This is a genomic window from Flavobacterium sp. Arc2 (genome assembly GCF_041431385.1).
Classification (GTDB): Bacteria; Bacteroidota; Bacteroidia; order Flavobacteriales; family Flavobacteriaceae; genus Flavobacterium.
Map to the genome: position 1 here is coordinate 69,499 of NZ_JASMRH010000005.1, position 14,820 is coordinate 84,318.

Consider the following 14,820-nt stretch of genomic DNA (forward strand, 5'->3'; position numbering starts at 1 on the left):
CCCAATTTAAAGTAATATAAGCTATTATTAAAATGAACTTTCAAATACAGAATTATGGTTCTAAACTTGTTGGTTTACTAATATTTAATTTTTTTTCAATTGATTTCAATATGTTTAATTGTTTTGCTTGACTGTCAAATAAAACTTTGATTTGTTCTTCAATTAATAGATCGACTTTTTCATGTAAAGCTCTAATGGCTAATTCCGATTTCAAATTGATTAAATAGTCATTCTCGCTGCGTTTCCTGTCTTTTTCTTCTACTCTATTTTGGCTCATCATAATTACAGGAGCTTGAAGCGCAGCAATACAAGACAATATTAAGTTCATTAATATAAAAGGATAGGGATCAAAATTATCTCTTATGGGAGTAACGGTGTTTAGTAATATCCACACAAATAAAATAACAAAAAAAGAGATGATAAATGCCCAGCTTCCACCAAAACGGGCTACTTTATCAGATATTTTTTGACCTTTGGTAAGTACATCTTCTGGTGGATTTAGCAAATTATTAATTATCAGCTTCTCGTCTTCTATAGTTTGTTGCACGATTTTTTGAAGTTTTGCTAATTGTGCTGCTTCTGAATTCAGTAGTGTTTTTGAGTCTTTGTTCATTTTAATTAAGCTTTAAATTTTTACATGCTTCATAATTCTAAACAAGATTATAAAAAGAATTCTGATTATTTATTATAGAAAAAGATTTTCTGCATTGTTTCTTGGAAATAGGAAATCGATAAATCGCTTCGACCTTTAAAAAAGGACTGTAATCTAATTCAGAGTTTAATTTAGTTCTGTGGTTTCCAAACTTAAAAGGAGTAATTGATAAATCAATTTTATCGTTAACGGCGTATAGATCATAACTGTTTGTGGAATCCCCAATTTTTAAACGTAAAAGAAGGTTTTTGTCCAATGAATTATTTTGGACATAGGATGAAAACTCTAAGGAGTTGTTTTCTGAATAAGCTGTTAGCGCGTTGTCATTTTTAATTTGAATGTTTCAGAGTTTCCTTTGTAGTCGATTCCCAGTCTCGTTTTACTGGAAACACCAAAATTCATATCAAAAAGTCCCGGCAGTAAAGCACTAATTTCAAAACGAGAATCAGGGCTGATGTAATAAATGCCTAGTAAGGGAGTAATATAAAAACCAAAGGCTTCATTTCCTGTATATAGTCCAAATTTATAATTAAAGTTTTTGCGCTTTTTATACGTCCATACCGCAATTCCACCCATATAAATATCATCTGAGCCTATGTTTTTATAATCAGAAGCTAGTATGGGAAGTAAGACATACGTTCCAGTCCAACGATCAGAATGCTGAGTAGTAAAACCTAATTTAAGGCGGGTGTAGTATAGTTCACTGTAATTAGAATCAGGAAATAATTGTAGTTTTTTAATGTTAAAATCAAACCCAGTTATAAGAGCCGTTTTTTCATTTAAAACAATTGGTAAAGTTACTTTAGAGTCAAAAATAGAAATAGCGGTGTTTTTAGCACTATTTTCAAAAGAAGTATCTCCTGATTTAGAATAGCTTATGTTTAAGAGATCCACATATTCTTGTGCATTACTTAGTAGCGGGGCTATTAAAAACAGGAAACTAAGTAATTTTTTTAGCATTTTATAAATGTAAGTTTTTTTATTATACGAAAAGCTTTATTTTTATAGCCAGCAGGTCTTTTTATTACAATTATCAGTTTTTATATGAAGTAGTTATGAAAAATGAATTACTATGAAAAAGTTAGGGGTTTTAGCAGAAATCTATTCTCTAAATTACATAAAGACCGAGCCAAAAAAGAAAATAAAAAAATCCGTTTAAAACAATAGCAAAAAATATGCAATACGATTTTGATTATATAATTATAGGAAGCGGTTTTGGCGGTTCAGTAAGTGCTTTACGACTTTCAGAGAAAGGGTATAAAGTATTAGTAATTGAAAAAGGAAAATGGTACAAAGCGAATGATTTTGCCAAGACTAATTGGAATCTAAGGAAATGGTTGTGGATGCCTTATTTGCGTTTCTTTGGCATCATGAAAATGAGTATTTTCAGGCATGTTGTGATTATATCTGGTACAGGAGTTGGTGGTGGTTCTTTGGTCTACGCCAATACTTTGCCCATTCCCAAAACTAATTTTTATAAGACAGGAAGTTGGAGTGAGCTCGAGGATTGGGAAATAGAACTTAAACCTTTCTACCAACAAGCGCTTAAAATGCTAGGTGCTTCTAAAAACCCTAAATTATTTGATGGTGATATTGCTTTAAAAGAATTGGCAAAAGAATTGGGACGCGAAGATCAATTTGAACATCCAGACGTGGCTGTTTTCTTTGGCAAGGAAGGACAAAAAGTGAAAGACCCCTATTTTGAAGGCAAAGGTCCAGATCGAGCAGGATGTACTTTTTGCGGAGGCTGCATGACAGGTTGCAGGCACAATGCAAAAAACACTTTAGACAAAAATTATCTTTATTTAGCTCAAAACCTAGGAGCTACAATTCTAGCCGAAAATGAAGTTTATGATGTAAAACCTTTAGATAATAAGGAGGGAGCAACAGGATTTAAAATTTCGGTTCGATCCAGCACTCAATTTTTTAAGAAGAAAAAGGAATTCACTTCAAAAGGGGTGATTTTCTCAGGCGGTGTATTGGGAACCGTAAAACTCTTGCTTAAACTTAAAATGAAGTCCCTTCCATTATTGTCAGATAAATTAGGAGACGACATTAGGACAAACAATGAAACCTTGATTAGCGTTTCTACTTTGGATAAAAATAAAAATTTGTCAAAAGGGGTGGCGATAGGAAGTTTATTGCATACAGATGATAATAGTCATTTAGAAATTGTGCGTTATGCTGAGGGATCTGGTTTCTGGAAATTACTTCATTTCCCTATTTCTCACGGAAAAAATGCAGCAACGCGTTTTGTAAATATGATACGACAACTGCTAAGATATCCTTTGAGTTATTTCAAGATTTACTTTAGAAATAGTTGGTCAAAAAGCACTACCGTTTTGTTATTCATGCAATCGATAGACAGCACGTTGAAATTTAAGAATAACTTTTTTGGAGGAATGTCTTCCAATGTCAGTTCAGGAGTGAAACCAACTGCTGATATCCCGGAGTCGAGAGATTTGACTGATAAATACAGCAAGATAATTAATGGAAAAGCCACCTCTTTTGTTTTAGAAGCCGTTGCTGGTATTCCAACAACCGCTCATGTATTAGGAGGTGCGGTTATGGGAAAAGACAGTTCAAAAGGAGTGATAGATAAAAACAACAAAGTTTTTGGGTATGAAAATATGTTTGTCATTGACGGCGCTATGATATCAGCAAACCCAGGTGTCAACCCTTCCTTATCAATCACAGCAATTGCCGAAAGAGCGATGGCTCAAGTTCCATTTTCCAATGAAATAACAGTCTGAAACAACAGAGAATTCGATTAAAGGATAAAATGAAGATGTAAACGCCATGTTCTTTCCGTTTCCTAATTACTCTTTATATTGAATTAATTGTTTAATTTAGTAGGATCAAAAAGGATTTTGTAAATAGTATCCAGCTGTAAAGTTATTATTGTTCTGTCGATTAATAACGGTAATCATAGCTCGTAAAAACACATTGTTATCAAGAAAAAAATCAAAATAGTAAAAGAAAACATCCACGAAAGACTACATCGTGAGCCTTATTTTACGCACCCCAGATTGAAGTTTATTCCTAATATTGTAGTGAATCTGATTAGCTTCCTACTTTCTTTTGTAGTGGTTGTAAGCGTGCTTTATTTTGTTTTGAAATTTTTGATTTTAAAGTTTTATCATTTAGATTAATTACAAATTCCACTTTAAAAATTTCATCATAAAAGTTTCTAAGACATCTTATGCCTTGGCAGATTGACTTCCTGTGGATAAGGGGCTCGATGGGTCATGCTCACATCTTCTTTAATTTGTTGATGCGCTTTGTACTGTCTGTCTTTAGAATTAGAATAACGCGGATCGGGGATGAACGGCATTTTTGCCATTTTGGTGATGGTAATAGTGGGGAAGTGGTAATCCACTTCGACAGTTCCCAATAACAAATAGCAACCTCCGCCCTGAAAAGGATATTTCTGTAAACTATCAGCAAAATGAGCTGTGTCAAAGAATTCTCCTTCGGCATCAATCCAGGTTCCAAAATACATAGTTCCCCTTTTAGTAGGCACGTGTTTTCGAGAAATAAGATACGCCAGCATTTTTACGGTTCTCTTATGATGCTTCAATAAATCTTTGGCCAATACATCACCGCGGTATTTTGTTTGCAATAAGTCGAAAGGGGAGCAGGAGACTGGAAAACTGAGTAGTTCTATCTCGTCGAATGCATCTTCAAAAGGAGAACGTTCTAATACGGGAAGCGTATATTCTTTGACTGGTTCTTGAAGCAGCATTAAATTCCGGTTTTCCGGTTTGAAATTCACTAGTATCAATCTGGCGATTACAAGCAATTGATTTTTTGTCTTGGCGGTAAAGCGGAAGGCACCGATGAAAATTAATATTTGGATTCCCTCTATACCTATCGGAATGCGATTGATGAAATCTTCGAGTGATTGGTATTCTCCGTTCGTATTGCGGTCTGCAATAATACGATGCGCTGTTTTAGATTCGAGGCCTTCAAGATGCATCAAACCCAGATAGACGTCAATTCCATAAACGGTAGCTTCGTATTCGCTTTTATTTACACAAGGAGTACTAATGATGCCACCAGACATTTTAGCCTCATGCACATACACTTCCGTTCTGTAAAAACCGCCTTGGTTGTTGATTACAGCCACCATGAATTCTACGGGGTAATATACTTTCAAGTACAAACTTTGATAGCTTTCGACCGCATAAGAGGCTGAGTGGGCTTTGCAAAAAGAGTAGCCCGCAAAGGATTCTATCTGTCGGTATATTTCTTGACTGAGTGCTAGAGGATGTCCTTTTTGGGCACAACAAGCAAAAAAATTGTCTTTTACTTTCTGCAATGCTGCCATGGAGCGTCCTTTGCCACTCATCGCCCGACGCAGAATATCCCCATCAGAAGCAGGGACTCCTGCAAAGTGCAGTGCAATTTTGATCACGTCTTCCTGATACACCATAACGCCATAGGTTTCTCCCAGATGTTCTTTGAATGTTTCATGAAAATATTCGAACTGATCGGGATGGTTGTGTCTAAAAATGTACTCTTTCATCATACCACTTTGTGCCACACCGGGACGAATGATGGAGGATGCAGCGACCAATATTTTATAATTGTCACATTTTAGTCTTCGCAATAAGCCACGCATGGCAGGGCTTTCGATATAAAAACAGCCAATGGTTTTTCCAGTGCTTAAAAATTCATTGCACTTTGCTTCATTTTTTGACAATGCCGTATCTCGAATATTGACTTCAATTCCGCGGTTTTTTTTAACTAGTTTCACCGTGTCGTCAATATGACCGATACCGCGCTGACTTAAGATGTCAAATTTTTCAAAGCCAATATCCTCAGCAATGTGCATGTCAAACAAAACAATGGGAAAGCCTTTCGGAGGCATTTCTAAAACCGTATAATTTGTAATTGGCTCTTCTGAAATTAAGATACCGCAGGAATGCATGCTGCGTTGATTGGGATATTTTTCGAGTAGCATGCCATATTTCTGTACCAGAGCAACTACAGAATTAGTATCGTGCAGCTGCATTGGATTTTTTGCCAGTGCATCCAGTTCTTCTTTGGGTAAACCAAAAACTTTACCCACTTCCCGAAATATCGAGCGGTACTTGAATTCTACATTGGTACCACAAAAAGCCACACGATCTCGACCGTAGCGATTAAAAATGTATTCGAGAATAATATCCCGTTCTTTCCAACTCCAGTCAATATCAAAGTCGGGCGGACTTTTGCGATTCAGGTTTAAAAAACGTTCAAAGTACAAGTCCAGTTCTAGCGGGCAAATGTCTGTAATGCCCAGACAATAACTCACGATACTGTTTGCACCACTCCCTCGCCCAATATGCATGAATCCCATGCTGTTGCTGTATCTAATAATGTCCCAGGTGATTAAAAAATAACCGCTAAATTTCAATTCATGGATGACTTTTAATTCTTTCTCTACTCTGGCACGTGCTGGAAGATTATTGTTGCCGTATTTCTTTATTAACCCTTGGTTTGCAAGGCTTGTTAGGAGTTGGATATCATTTTCTCCACTTTCTGTATAATGTGTTTTGTTTTTGGGTGTTTTAAATTCGAATTCAAAATTACATTCGGTAATGATGCTTTCGGTGTTTTCAATAATTTGGGGGTAATCGCTAAATTTCTCCAGCAGTTCTTCTAATGGAATCATCGTTTCAGATGTCCTACAATAATCGGCTTCGGTAAGTTTTGACAAAATGACATTGGTATCAATTGCCCGAAGTATTTTATGCAGATTAAATTCTCTCTTTGTCCTGAAATTCACTGGCTGCAAAACGACCATTTTCTCCAGTTTGCTTTTCCATTGATTATGAAATAGCAAGGGAAGCTGCTCTGGACGCATACCCAAAAATTCAAAATCCCTAAATACGTCAGGAGCATTCTCGACTGGATAGATGATACTTACATTAAGAAATTCTGGTGCTTGAGCGGGTAGGGGCGTTTTATCGAAATTATGTTGCGTCAGAAATCGGTTCATTTCGGCAAGACCTAGAGCATTTTTGGCTAAGCCAATATAAAGCAGTTTGTTATTGTACCTAAATTCAATTCCGACGATTGGTTTTATAGCAACAGCTTTACATTCTTTGATGAAATCATAAATACCAGTAACGGTGTTGATATCTGTTAAGGCCATGGCTTTTACACCGCATGCGGCGGCCAGTTGCACTAATTCGGTTAAGGGAATAGTGCCATAACGCAAGCTGTGATAAGAGTGGCAGTTGAGGTACATTACTTGTTTTTTACTTTGAGAGTGGCGCCGGCACAACGAGCCACAGCATCAAAACCGTAGCGTTTTTTCATTCGATCCATCGCCTGATACAGCGACAGCATTTCCTCCGTATCTTCAAACATATTGATTTGGTAAGTTCCGCGAACCAATCCGCTAAAGCGAATACCAATTAGCCGCAACCGCATGCGACGCTGGTATAGTTTGTCGAACAATTCGGTGACGCTCCTTGTCAAAGTATGATCAGCCGAAGTGTATGGGATTCGGCATTGCTTTGTTTCGGTATCAAAATTAGAATAGCGTATTTTTATCACTACCGTTGAGGTAAGCCATTCCTCGGAACGCAATTGAAAAGCCAGTTTCTCCACCATGCCTACCAGTATTGATTTTAATTTTTGAATGTCGATAGTATCCTGCCCAAAGGTGTGTTCTGTCGAAATGGATTTTCTTTCCGTATAAGGTTCCACCGGATTGTTGTCAATACCATTTGCTTTTTTCCAGATATCAATACCATTTTTACCAATCATTTGCTGGAGTACTTCTGCCGGCATTTCTGATAATGTTTGTATGGTTCGAATACCAATGCGCGACAGCAATTGAAAAGTAACATCGCCTACCATGGGAATTTTTTGGATGGACAACGGATTTAAAAAAGATTTCACCATCGTTTCCGGAATTTCTAATTTCCCTGTTGGTTTAGATTCTCCAGTTCCAATTTTAGAAACTGTCTTGTTAACAGATAATGCAAAACTTAGTGGTAATCCTGTTTCTTTTGTAATTGACTGTGCGAGTTCGTTAGTCCATTGGTAACAGCCGTGAAACCGATCCATTCCCGTAATATCCAGATAAAATTCATCGATGCTTGCTTTTTCTACAATGGGGGCTTTCTCTTCAATAACTTGGGTAATATCATGGGATAATTTAGAGTATAATTCCATATCGCCTTTCATTACTTTTGCCTGTGGACAAAGACGCAGTGCCATTTTTATTGGCATCGCAGAGCGAACACCAAACGTTCGGGCTTCATAGGAACAAGAAGCGACCACGCCTCTATCACCACCTCCAATGATTAGCGGTAAACCATTTAATTTTGTATTGGTTAACCTTTCGCAGGACACAAAAAAAGTGTCCATATCCATGTGTACTATTGACCTTGCCATATTGATTTTGTTTTTCAAATTGTACATCTATCCATTTCATCTAAAATTTTTTCCGGCAAATTTGATTTACAAAATTAGCACAGATTATAACAAAATAAAGTATATTTGCTGTTACAAATTATAACAAAATTACTATGTCTTTATTTTCCGATAACATCAGACAGCTAAGAATTAAGAAAGGTATTTCTCAGGAAAAACTGGCTCAAAATCTTTTAATAACAAGAGGAAGGTATGTTAAATATGAAGACGGCAGCTCTGAACCTCCGTATGATATTTTGAAGAGAATATCGTATTATTTTCATGTCAGTATTGATATTTTACTCTCGGTTGACGTGCAGAAAATACCTATTGAAGACTTGTTGAAACTGGGAGACAACAGGATATTGTTGCCGATAACCGTTGACCAGCAAGGGGAAAATATTATAGAAATCGTTCCTCATAAAGCACAGGCAGGATATCTTAGCGGTTATGCAGATCCGGAGTTTATAGAAAGCCTGCAGCATATTTCGCTTCCTTTTTTACGGAACGGAAAATTCCGGGCCTTTCCTGTAGATGGAGATTCCATGCCGCCACATAAGAAAGGTTCGTTTATTGTAGGTCAATATGTAGAACGATTGGGTGATGTAATGGACGGAAAAACGTATATCGTAATCACTAAAAGTCAGGGAATAGTGTACAAGCGATTGAACAAAAACGGAAAAAATGCACTGATGCTGCATTCTGACAATACGATTTATTTGCCTTATGAGATTAAAGCTTCGGAGATTCTGGAAATTTGGCAGTATGCCTGCAGTATTGCTACTAATGAATTTATACCCGATGATTTGAGTGCGGAGAGTTTAAAGGATATGTTTAGGGAACTGCGGAAAGAAATTCGAGAAGTGGGAAATAAAATTAATTAAAGAACAGAACCGCCAGAATGATGCCTTGGCTTATGTCAATTTTAAAAAAATAAATAAAAAAATTTCTTTTTTGGAGCTATACATTAGCTTGGGATTTGGTCGTAAGTGTGGATCCAACGGAAGCGATTACTACAAATACAACAGCTACTACCTCGTTAAGAGCAAGGTATTCCTGTAAGAATATAAGAGCACAAATAGAAGCTGCTGCCGGTTCTAAACTCATTAGAATACTAAATGTACGGGCAGGAAGTTGGCCAAGTGCTTTCATTTCTAATGTAAAAGGAATAGCACTGGATAAAAGTGCAAGCGCTACTCCTAAAGAGAGAAATGTAGGTGTGATATTACTGAGTCCGTTTCCCATAATTCCAAAAGGGACAATCAATAGCGAAGCAAAGAGCATTCCAGTCGCAACGGCCTCTCCGCCTTTCATTACTTTTGAAACTTTTCCTCCCAAAACGATATAAAAAGCCCAAAAGGCTCCTGCCAGTAAAGCCAATAAAACACCTAAAACGTTTATTCCGTTATTTGTCCATGGAGCAATCAAAACAATTCCTGCTGCCGCCAGAAGTACCCATAAATAATCAATGAAACGTTTTGAACCAAAAACAGCCACCAGTAAAGGACCTATAAATTCTAGTGTGACTGCCAGTCCAATGGGAATTCTTTCTATTGACATGTAAAAAATTAAATTCATAGCTCCTAGGCACAAACCATAGGGAATTACAACTTTCCATTGCTTAGGGGTAATCTTGAATAAATTGGGTCTGTAAACTGCGAAGAGTATAATCGCTGAAATACCAATTCTCAGGGAGGCAGTTCCAGCTGCACCAATAGCAGGAAATAGCCCTTTTGCAATTGCTGCACCAGACTGAACACTTATTATTGCAAAAAGTACGGCTGGTATTGGAGGTATGTTGAGTAGTTTATTTTTCACTTTATTTTTCAGATATTTGCTAAGCAAAAATACATAATTTATGATAGTGTCAGTTGGCTTTGTAATAAATGATTAAATAGTAAAAGAGAACGATACTATGTAAAATATATCACCAACAAAAAAACAATAGAAAGTCTAAATTAGCATGCTAATTGATAGTCTATAAAACAGAAGTTATTTGCGGCTTTGAATATAGGTACGGCATTGATGATTTTTATTGAATCTAAAATTTTAGGTATACTATTGCTCTTAACAAATCCAAAAATATTCTGAAGGAATCTTTCATTAAACTTTATTAAAAAATAAAAAATGCGCTTTAAAACACCTAAAAAATCAACGCTTCAAAATATTGCTTTTATTGTCTTTTTAGGCTTGCTTTTGTTTAGTCCATTAGGGACTTTTTTAAAAATACAAGCTAGTCGTTTACTGTCCTTTTCTCCAAAAACGATAGAAGTAAGCGAACAAAAAAAGCTTTCAACTTACCAATGGCAATTGCTCGATAGCAATGGAAATACAGTTTCCTTAGAAGAATATAAAGGAAAAATTATTTTCGTTAATTTTTGGGCCACATGGTGTCCGCCTTGTATTGCCGAAATGCCAAGTATGGACAAACTATATGCCGATTATCAGGACAAAGTAGTCTTTTTATTTGTGACTACTGATTCATTCGAAAAAGCGAATGCCTTTTTGCTTAAAGAAAATTTACAGCTACCTATATTTCAATCGGTTTCTAATCCACCTATAGATATGGAGTCTGAAACGATACCCGCAACTTATGTAATTGATCAGCATAAGAATGTGATAATAGCAAAAATAGGCCCTGCAGATTGGAACAGTGATGCGTTCAGATTAAAATTAGATGATTTACTAAAAAACTAATAAGGAGACAAAACGCTCCGTTTTTATTACTTTTGAAATAAAAATAAGGCAATGGGATTCAAGCATCTATTTAAAGCAAAATTGAATTGGTTTTCCAATGAAAATCAGGAGGTTTCAACTTCTAAAATTTACAGTAAAAGCCATAGCATAACAATCGAAGGGAAACCGATTTTAAATGTTTCTGCTGCCAAAGCATTCAAAGGAGATCCTGCGTTGTATAATCCTGAAGATATGCTGCTAAGCAGCGTCGTTTCCTGCCATATGATGTCGTATTTATATGTTTGTGCTCAAAACGGAATCGAAGTGGTGTCTTATACCGATGCGGCTGAGGCAACGCTTGAGGTTTTAGAGAATGGTTCAGGTCGATTTATTGAAGTGCGCTTGTTTCCTCAGGTTATCATTCGAAATAAAGAACAAGTTACCGAAGCAGTAAGTTTACATAAAAAAGCAAACGAACTTTGCTTTATTGCTAATTCTTGCAATTTCCCCATTGTGCATTTTTCTAGTTGTGAAGTAGTGTAGATTGTAAAAAAAAAAGACTAATAATCAAATGGTTATAATTATTTTTGTGGCGTGAATGGGATCATTGTCAATCGAACCCCAACTATAATAGACATAATGTTATTAACAAATTGTTAATGTAGGGAAAAGGATTACTTGTATATAATAGAAAAAGGGATGGTATTTATCACTACTTCTACAAAAAATGAAGTAATATTGTTTGTTTCGATGATGTAAATTTTTAGTTTTTGTGCTATTTAATTTTTAATTTGTTTTCTTTACTAAAATGAATTAGCGTAATAAAAATGCGCATTGAATTTCATTACTCTGACTTTTTTTATTTATAAGCAATACACCTTATGCAAATTAGTTTATTCTCAATAAAATATATCCGTTATTTTGTATTATTTTCTTTTATCGCTTTTTCATCTAAAGGCTTAGCGCAAGATAGAAAACCAAAAGTAGCTTTGGTTTTGAGTGGTGGCGGTGCCAAAGGTTTAGCGCATATTCCTTTACTACAAAAACTAGACTCACTAGGAATCGTTCCAGATTTAGTAGTAGGAAATAGTATGGGAAGCGTGGTGGGTGGATTATATGCCATGGGTTATTCTGGAGATAGTATTGCTACTTTAACAAAAAATATCTCATGGCAGAGACTTATTGGTGGACGTGTATCTCTTAAAAATGTGAGTGTTGAAGAGAAAACAGAATTTAATCGCTACTTAATCGAACAAGATTGGGTAAAAGGTAAAATTAAGTTAGGAAAGTTTATACTAAACGACCAAAATTTACGACAATTCATTTCGATGTTAACATTTCCAAGTTACGACATCACTGATTTTGATAAACTCCAAATTCCGTTTAGGGCAATGGCGACAGATATTGTTAAAGGAAAAGAAGTGGTTTTAAAAAGTGGTTCGTTAGCTTTTGCAATGCGCGCAAGTATGTCAATTCCAGGTGTTTTTTCGGCAGTTCCTTATAATGAAACGCTATTAATCGATGGGGGCGTGCTCAACAATTTTCCAGTTGATATTGCAAAGGAAATGGGAGCCGAAATAATAATAGGAAGTGACGTGGGTAACGGTATGATGGACAAAGACAAATTAGAAAATATTTCATTTTTGCTATTTCAGGCCGGAATGTTAAGTAGTAACATCAAAAACCCGGCTAACCGCGCATTATGTGATATTCTTGTAGATCACACAGAGCATCTGACTTATACCACTAGTGATTTTCAAAAAAGTCAACTAATTTATGAAGAAGGAAAGTTAGCCGTAGCTGATAAGCTTGACGCGCTAGTAGCTTTATCTATTCGCTTAAAAAAATACAATCAGCGTAGCGTGCAATTGCCGCACGTAGAAGATAAAATTGTATTAGACACTATTATTTACAATGACATAAGTAAGACTAATTTAGCTCTTGTTAAAGCAAGAACTAATATTCAAACCAATAAAGAATATAAGAGACAAGATATTGTTGATGGTGTGAGTAGAGCGATGGGAACTACAATTTTTAGTCAGATAACGTTTGAGCCTTTAGTTGATGAGGATAAATTAGGGCTGCAATTAAACGGTTTTGAGCGTTCAAAACATCAAGTAAAAGGATCGCTACACTATGATGATTACCATGGTGTAGGTATATTAGTGAATTATACTGGTAGAAATATTATAGGTGCAGCCTCTCGTTCTTTATTAACTCTTGATATTGCAGAACAACCACGCTTTAGAATACAACACCAGAAAAATTTCGGAAGTGATAGAGATTGGTGGTGGCGTACTGAGGCTTTAGGACAACGTATAACACAGCAGGTTTACATTGGTGGCGAAAAAGTAGATGACATCCGTTTCCGTTTTTTTGAGTTTGAAAATCAAGTTAATAGGAATATTACATCCATGACGAGTTACGTTGGTTTTGGTTTGAACTATCAAAATACACATTTAAAACCCAAAGTAGATCCAGAATTAGAAGACAACTTTTTCAAGCTTAAATCGTATTCGTTCAATGTCGTTCAGTTGAATGCGCATTATATATACAATACTTTAAACAAATCTTCTTATGCTACAGAAGGAGTTTTATTTATAGCTAATATTGGTCGGTCTTTATATAATGATATAGAGGTTAAATTTTCGGATTCTAATTTACCACTTGAAGATGGTTCTACTAGTAATTATACTAAATTTGGAGTTAACTATGAAAAACGCATGTCTATTTCTAGCACTGCCACTGCTATATTTGGAGGTTCTGCAAATTTTATCGTAGTGGATCATAAAAAGGATAAAGACGTATCTTTCTTTGACTTTGGCCTCGGAGCAAAATATTTTCTTGGTGGCAACCAACTAGCACCCAGAAGCGATAATTTCATTTTACCCGGTCTTAATGAATCCGAGCTTTCGGTTACTCAATTTATGAAGTTTAACCTTGGACTACAGTATAATTTTAAAACAAAATTGTATGTCATTCCTCATGTTGATTTTGCAGTATTAGGATTTAACAGTTTCAACGAATATATCAGTAATGTAGGTAGTGCTAAAGGAAAGTGGCAAGATCTTAATGAGGAGAGTTATTTACTTTCATCAGGAGTAACTTTGGGTTACAATTCGATTTTAGGACCTGTAAATTTTGATATTTCCTGGGTCAATGATGTCAATAAAATACGTTTGTTTTTTGGTGTAGGTTTTCAATTAAATCGTTCAAATTAATTTTTTTATAAGAAGCTTTAGTTAGTATATATTTGTGAATAGCGACATTGAATTTAAATAGTTCTAGAAAAGTTGAATTGGGCCTCTCCAAGCAATCATAAAGATTTAATAAATGCTTCAGAAGCGGTAAGGTACTTTAGCTTTGCTATTGCAACAATTTATGTTTTGGTACGTAGCAAATCAATCCCGCATTTTAAAACTGGAAAACGTTTGTATTCTAATAAATCAGAAATTGATAGCTGGATAACTACATCGAGAGTCAGTACTAAAGAAGATATAAATCGTAAAGCGAAAGAGTATATTTTTAAGAATAGCGTTATATAATTTAGAGATTAATACTAAAAGTAATATTAAAAACTATGCCCTCATTATGGCCCTTAAAAAAAATAACCTTTGTAAACACTGCGTTTACAAAGGTTATTGTGGAGTCGCCGAGAATCGAACTCGGGTCCAAACAAGCAACTAAAAGGCTTTCTACACGTTTATTTCCTGATTGAATTTTCGATAGTGAGCCAGGCCAGGAACAGCCACTCAATACTTATCTCCTTTATTTCGAAGTCCACCCGAAGCTTATGGAAATCTAGGTTTAAATTTACGATTCACCTTAATCGACCGCTATAAACCAAAGCTTTCGAGGTAAATCCTGCTTCCCTATCTGATAGGGACGAGGCTAATCTTACTATAATTCAGATTATGCAGCAAGAGCGTAGTTTCCTTCGCCGTGTATGTGTTTTGGAACCTTTTATTAACGAGAATTGTCCCAGTTCTCCACGTGCTTACTTTTCAATTCGACTTGCTGTCAAAACCAGTCGACCCCTTTTTTATTATTCAAAGGATTAATTTGAAAGTGCAAAGGTA

At 35.7% G+C, this 14,820-nt stretch carries 11 protein-coding genes and 1 other RNA gene; 6 read left to right on the forward strand and 6 right to left on the reverse strand.

All coding sequences use genetic code 11. The features are described 5' to 3' along the window. Positions 1-52 precede the first annotated feature (52 nt). Positions 53-613: a DUF1003 domain-containing protein gene (locus QO182_RS04565; RefSeq protein WP_371560153.1), complete on the reverse strand. Its 561-nt coding sequence runs from the start codon at positions 611-613 to the stop codon at positions 53-55. A 351-nt stretch (positions 614-964) separates the two neighbouring features. Further along, positions 965-1,612, reverse strand: coding sequence for a DUF6268 family outer membrane beta-barrel protein (locus tag QO182_RS04570; protein WP_371560155.1), 648 nt, complete (start codon positions 1,610-1,612; stop codon positions 965-967). Positions 1,613-1,827: 215 nt separating this feature from the next. On the opposite strand from QO182_RS04570, the gene QO182_RS04575 reads away from it, so the two are divergent. Beyond that, positions 1,828-3,405, forward strand: coding sequence for a GMC oxidoreductase (locus tag QO182_RS04575; protein WP_371560157.1), 1,578 nt, complete (start codon positions 1,828-1,830; stop codon positions 3,403-3,405). Between the two features lie 437 nt (positions 3,406-3,842). On the opposite strand, the gene QO182_RS04580 is transcribed toward QO182_RS04575, so the two are convergent. Together QO182_RS04580 and dinB are read right to left on the reverse strand one after the other, a co-directional pair. Continuing rightward, positions 3,843-6,890, reverse strand: a complete 3,048-nt coding sequence (locus QO182_RS04580) for a DNA polymerase III subunit alpha (RefSeq protein ID WP_371560159.1) — start codon at positions 6,888-6,890, stop codon at positions 3,843-3,845. Then, positions 6,890-8,047: a DNA polymerase IV gene (gene dinB, locus QO182_RS04585; RefSeq protein ID WP_371560161.1), complete on the reverse strand. Its 1,158-nt coding sequence runs from the start codon at positions 8,045-8,047 to the stop codon at positions 6,890-6,892. Before dinB ends, QO182_RS04580 begins: the two co-directional genes overlap by 1 nt. Positions 8,048-8,181: 134 nt before the next feature. Between dinB and QO182_RS04590 the strand changes: the two genes are divergently transcribed. Further along, the gene (locus QO182_RS04590; protein ID WP_371536311.1) at positions 8,182-8,949 is read left to right on the forward strand and encodes an XRE family transcriptional regulator; all 768 of its coding nucleotides are present in this window, start codon (positions 8,182-8,184) and stop codon (positions 8,947-8,949) included. Positions 8,950-9,025: 76 nt separating this feature from the next. Here QO182_RS04590 and QO182_RS04595 read toward each other — a convergent pair whose 3' ends face one another. Continuing rightward, positions 9,026-9,883 carry a DMT family transporter gene (locus QO182_RS04595; protein ID WP_371560163.1) on the reverse strand — a complete coding sequence of 286 codons (858 nt, stop codon included), beginning with the start codon at positions 9,881-9,883 and terminating at the stop codon, positions 9,026-9,028. Positions 9,884-10,192: 309 nt separating this feature from the next. On the opposite strand from QO182_RS04595, the gene QO182_RS04600 reads away from it, so the two are divergent. The 4 genes from QO182_RS04600 (at position 10,193) to QO182_RS04615 (ending at position 14,286) form a co-directional block, all read left to right on the forward strand. Further along, positions 10,193-10,762, forward strand: a complete 570-nt coding sequence (locus tag QO182_RS04600) for a redoxin domain-containing protein (RefSeq protein ID WP_371536315.1) — start codon at positions 10,193-10,195, stop codon at positions 10,760-10,762. A 51-nt stretch (positions 10,763-10,813) separates the two neighbouring features. After that, on the forward strand, positions 10,814-11,284 hold the full coding sequence (locus QO182_RS04605; RefSeq protein WP_371560165.1) for an OsmC family protein: 471 nt from the start codon (positions 10,814-10,816) through the stop codon (positions 11,282-11,284). A gap of 338 nt (positions 11,285-11,622) precedes the next feature. Further along, complete coding sequence (locus tag QO182_RS04610) at positions 11,623-13,962, forward strand: patatin-like phospholipase family protein (protein WP_371536320.1); 2,340 nt, start codon at positions 11,623-11,625, stop codon at positions 13,960-13,962. Between the two features lie 72 nt (positions 13,963-14,034). Beyond that, positions 14,035-14,286 (forward strand): helix-turn-helix domain-containing protein, encoded by a 252-nt coding sequence (locus tag QO182_RS04615; RefSeq protein WP_371560167.1) that lies wholly within the window; start codon positions 14,035-14,037, stop codon positions 14,284-14,286. A gap of 96 nt (positions 14,287-14,382) precedes the next feature. On the opposite strand, the gene ssrA is transcribed toward QO182_RS04615, so the two are convergent. Further along, positions 14,383-14,779: a transfer-messenger RNA gene (gene ssrA, locus QO182_RS04620) on the reverse strand. Between the last annotated feature and the right edge of the window lie 41 nt (positions 14,780-14,820).

Coding starts and splice junctions, on each gene's coding strand:
- QO182_RS04565 (WP_371560153.1), bottom strand. CDS start 613: ATGAACAAAGACTCAAAAACACTACTGAATTCAGAAGCAGCACAATTA.
- QO182_RS04570 (WP_371560155.1), bottom strand. CDS start 1,612: ATGCTAAAAAAATTACTTAGTTTCCTGTTTTTAATAGCCCCGCTACTA.
- QO182_RS04575 (WP_371560157.1), top strand. CDS start 1,828: ATGCAATACGATTTTGATTATATAATTATAGGAAGCGGTTTTGGCGGT.
- QO182_RS04580 (WP_371560159.1), bottom strand. CDS start 6,890: ATGTACCTCAACTGCCACTCTTATCACAGCTTGCGTTATGGCACTATT.
- dinB (WP_371560161.1), bottom strand. CDS start 8,047: ATGGCAAGGTCAATAGTACACATGGATATGGACACTTTTTTTGTGTCC.
- QO182_RS04590 (WP_371536311.1), top strand. CDS start 8,182: ATGTCTTTATTTTCCGATAACATCAGACAGCTAAGAATTAAGAAAGGT.
- QO182_RS04600 (WP_371536315.1), top strand. CDS start 10,193: ATGCGCTTTAAAACACCTAAAAAATCAACGCTTCAAAATATTGCTTTT.
- QO182_RS04605 (WP_371560165.1), top strand. CDS start 10,814: ATGGGATTCAAGCATCTATTTAAAGCAAAATTGAATTGGTTTTCCAAT.
- QO182_RS04610 (WP_371536320.1), top strand. CDS start 11,623: ATGCAAATTAGTTTATTCTCAATAAAATATATCCGTTATTTTGTATTA.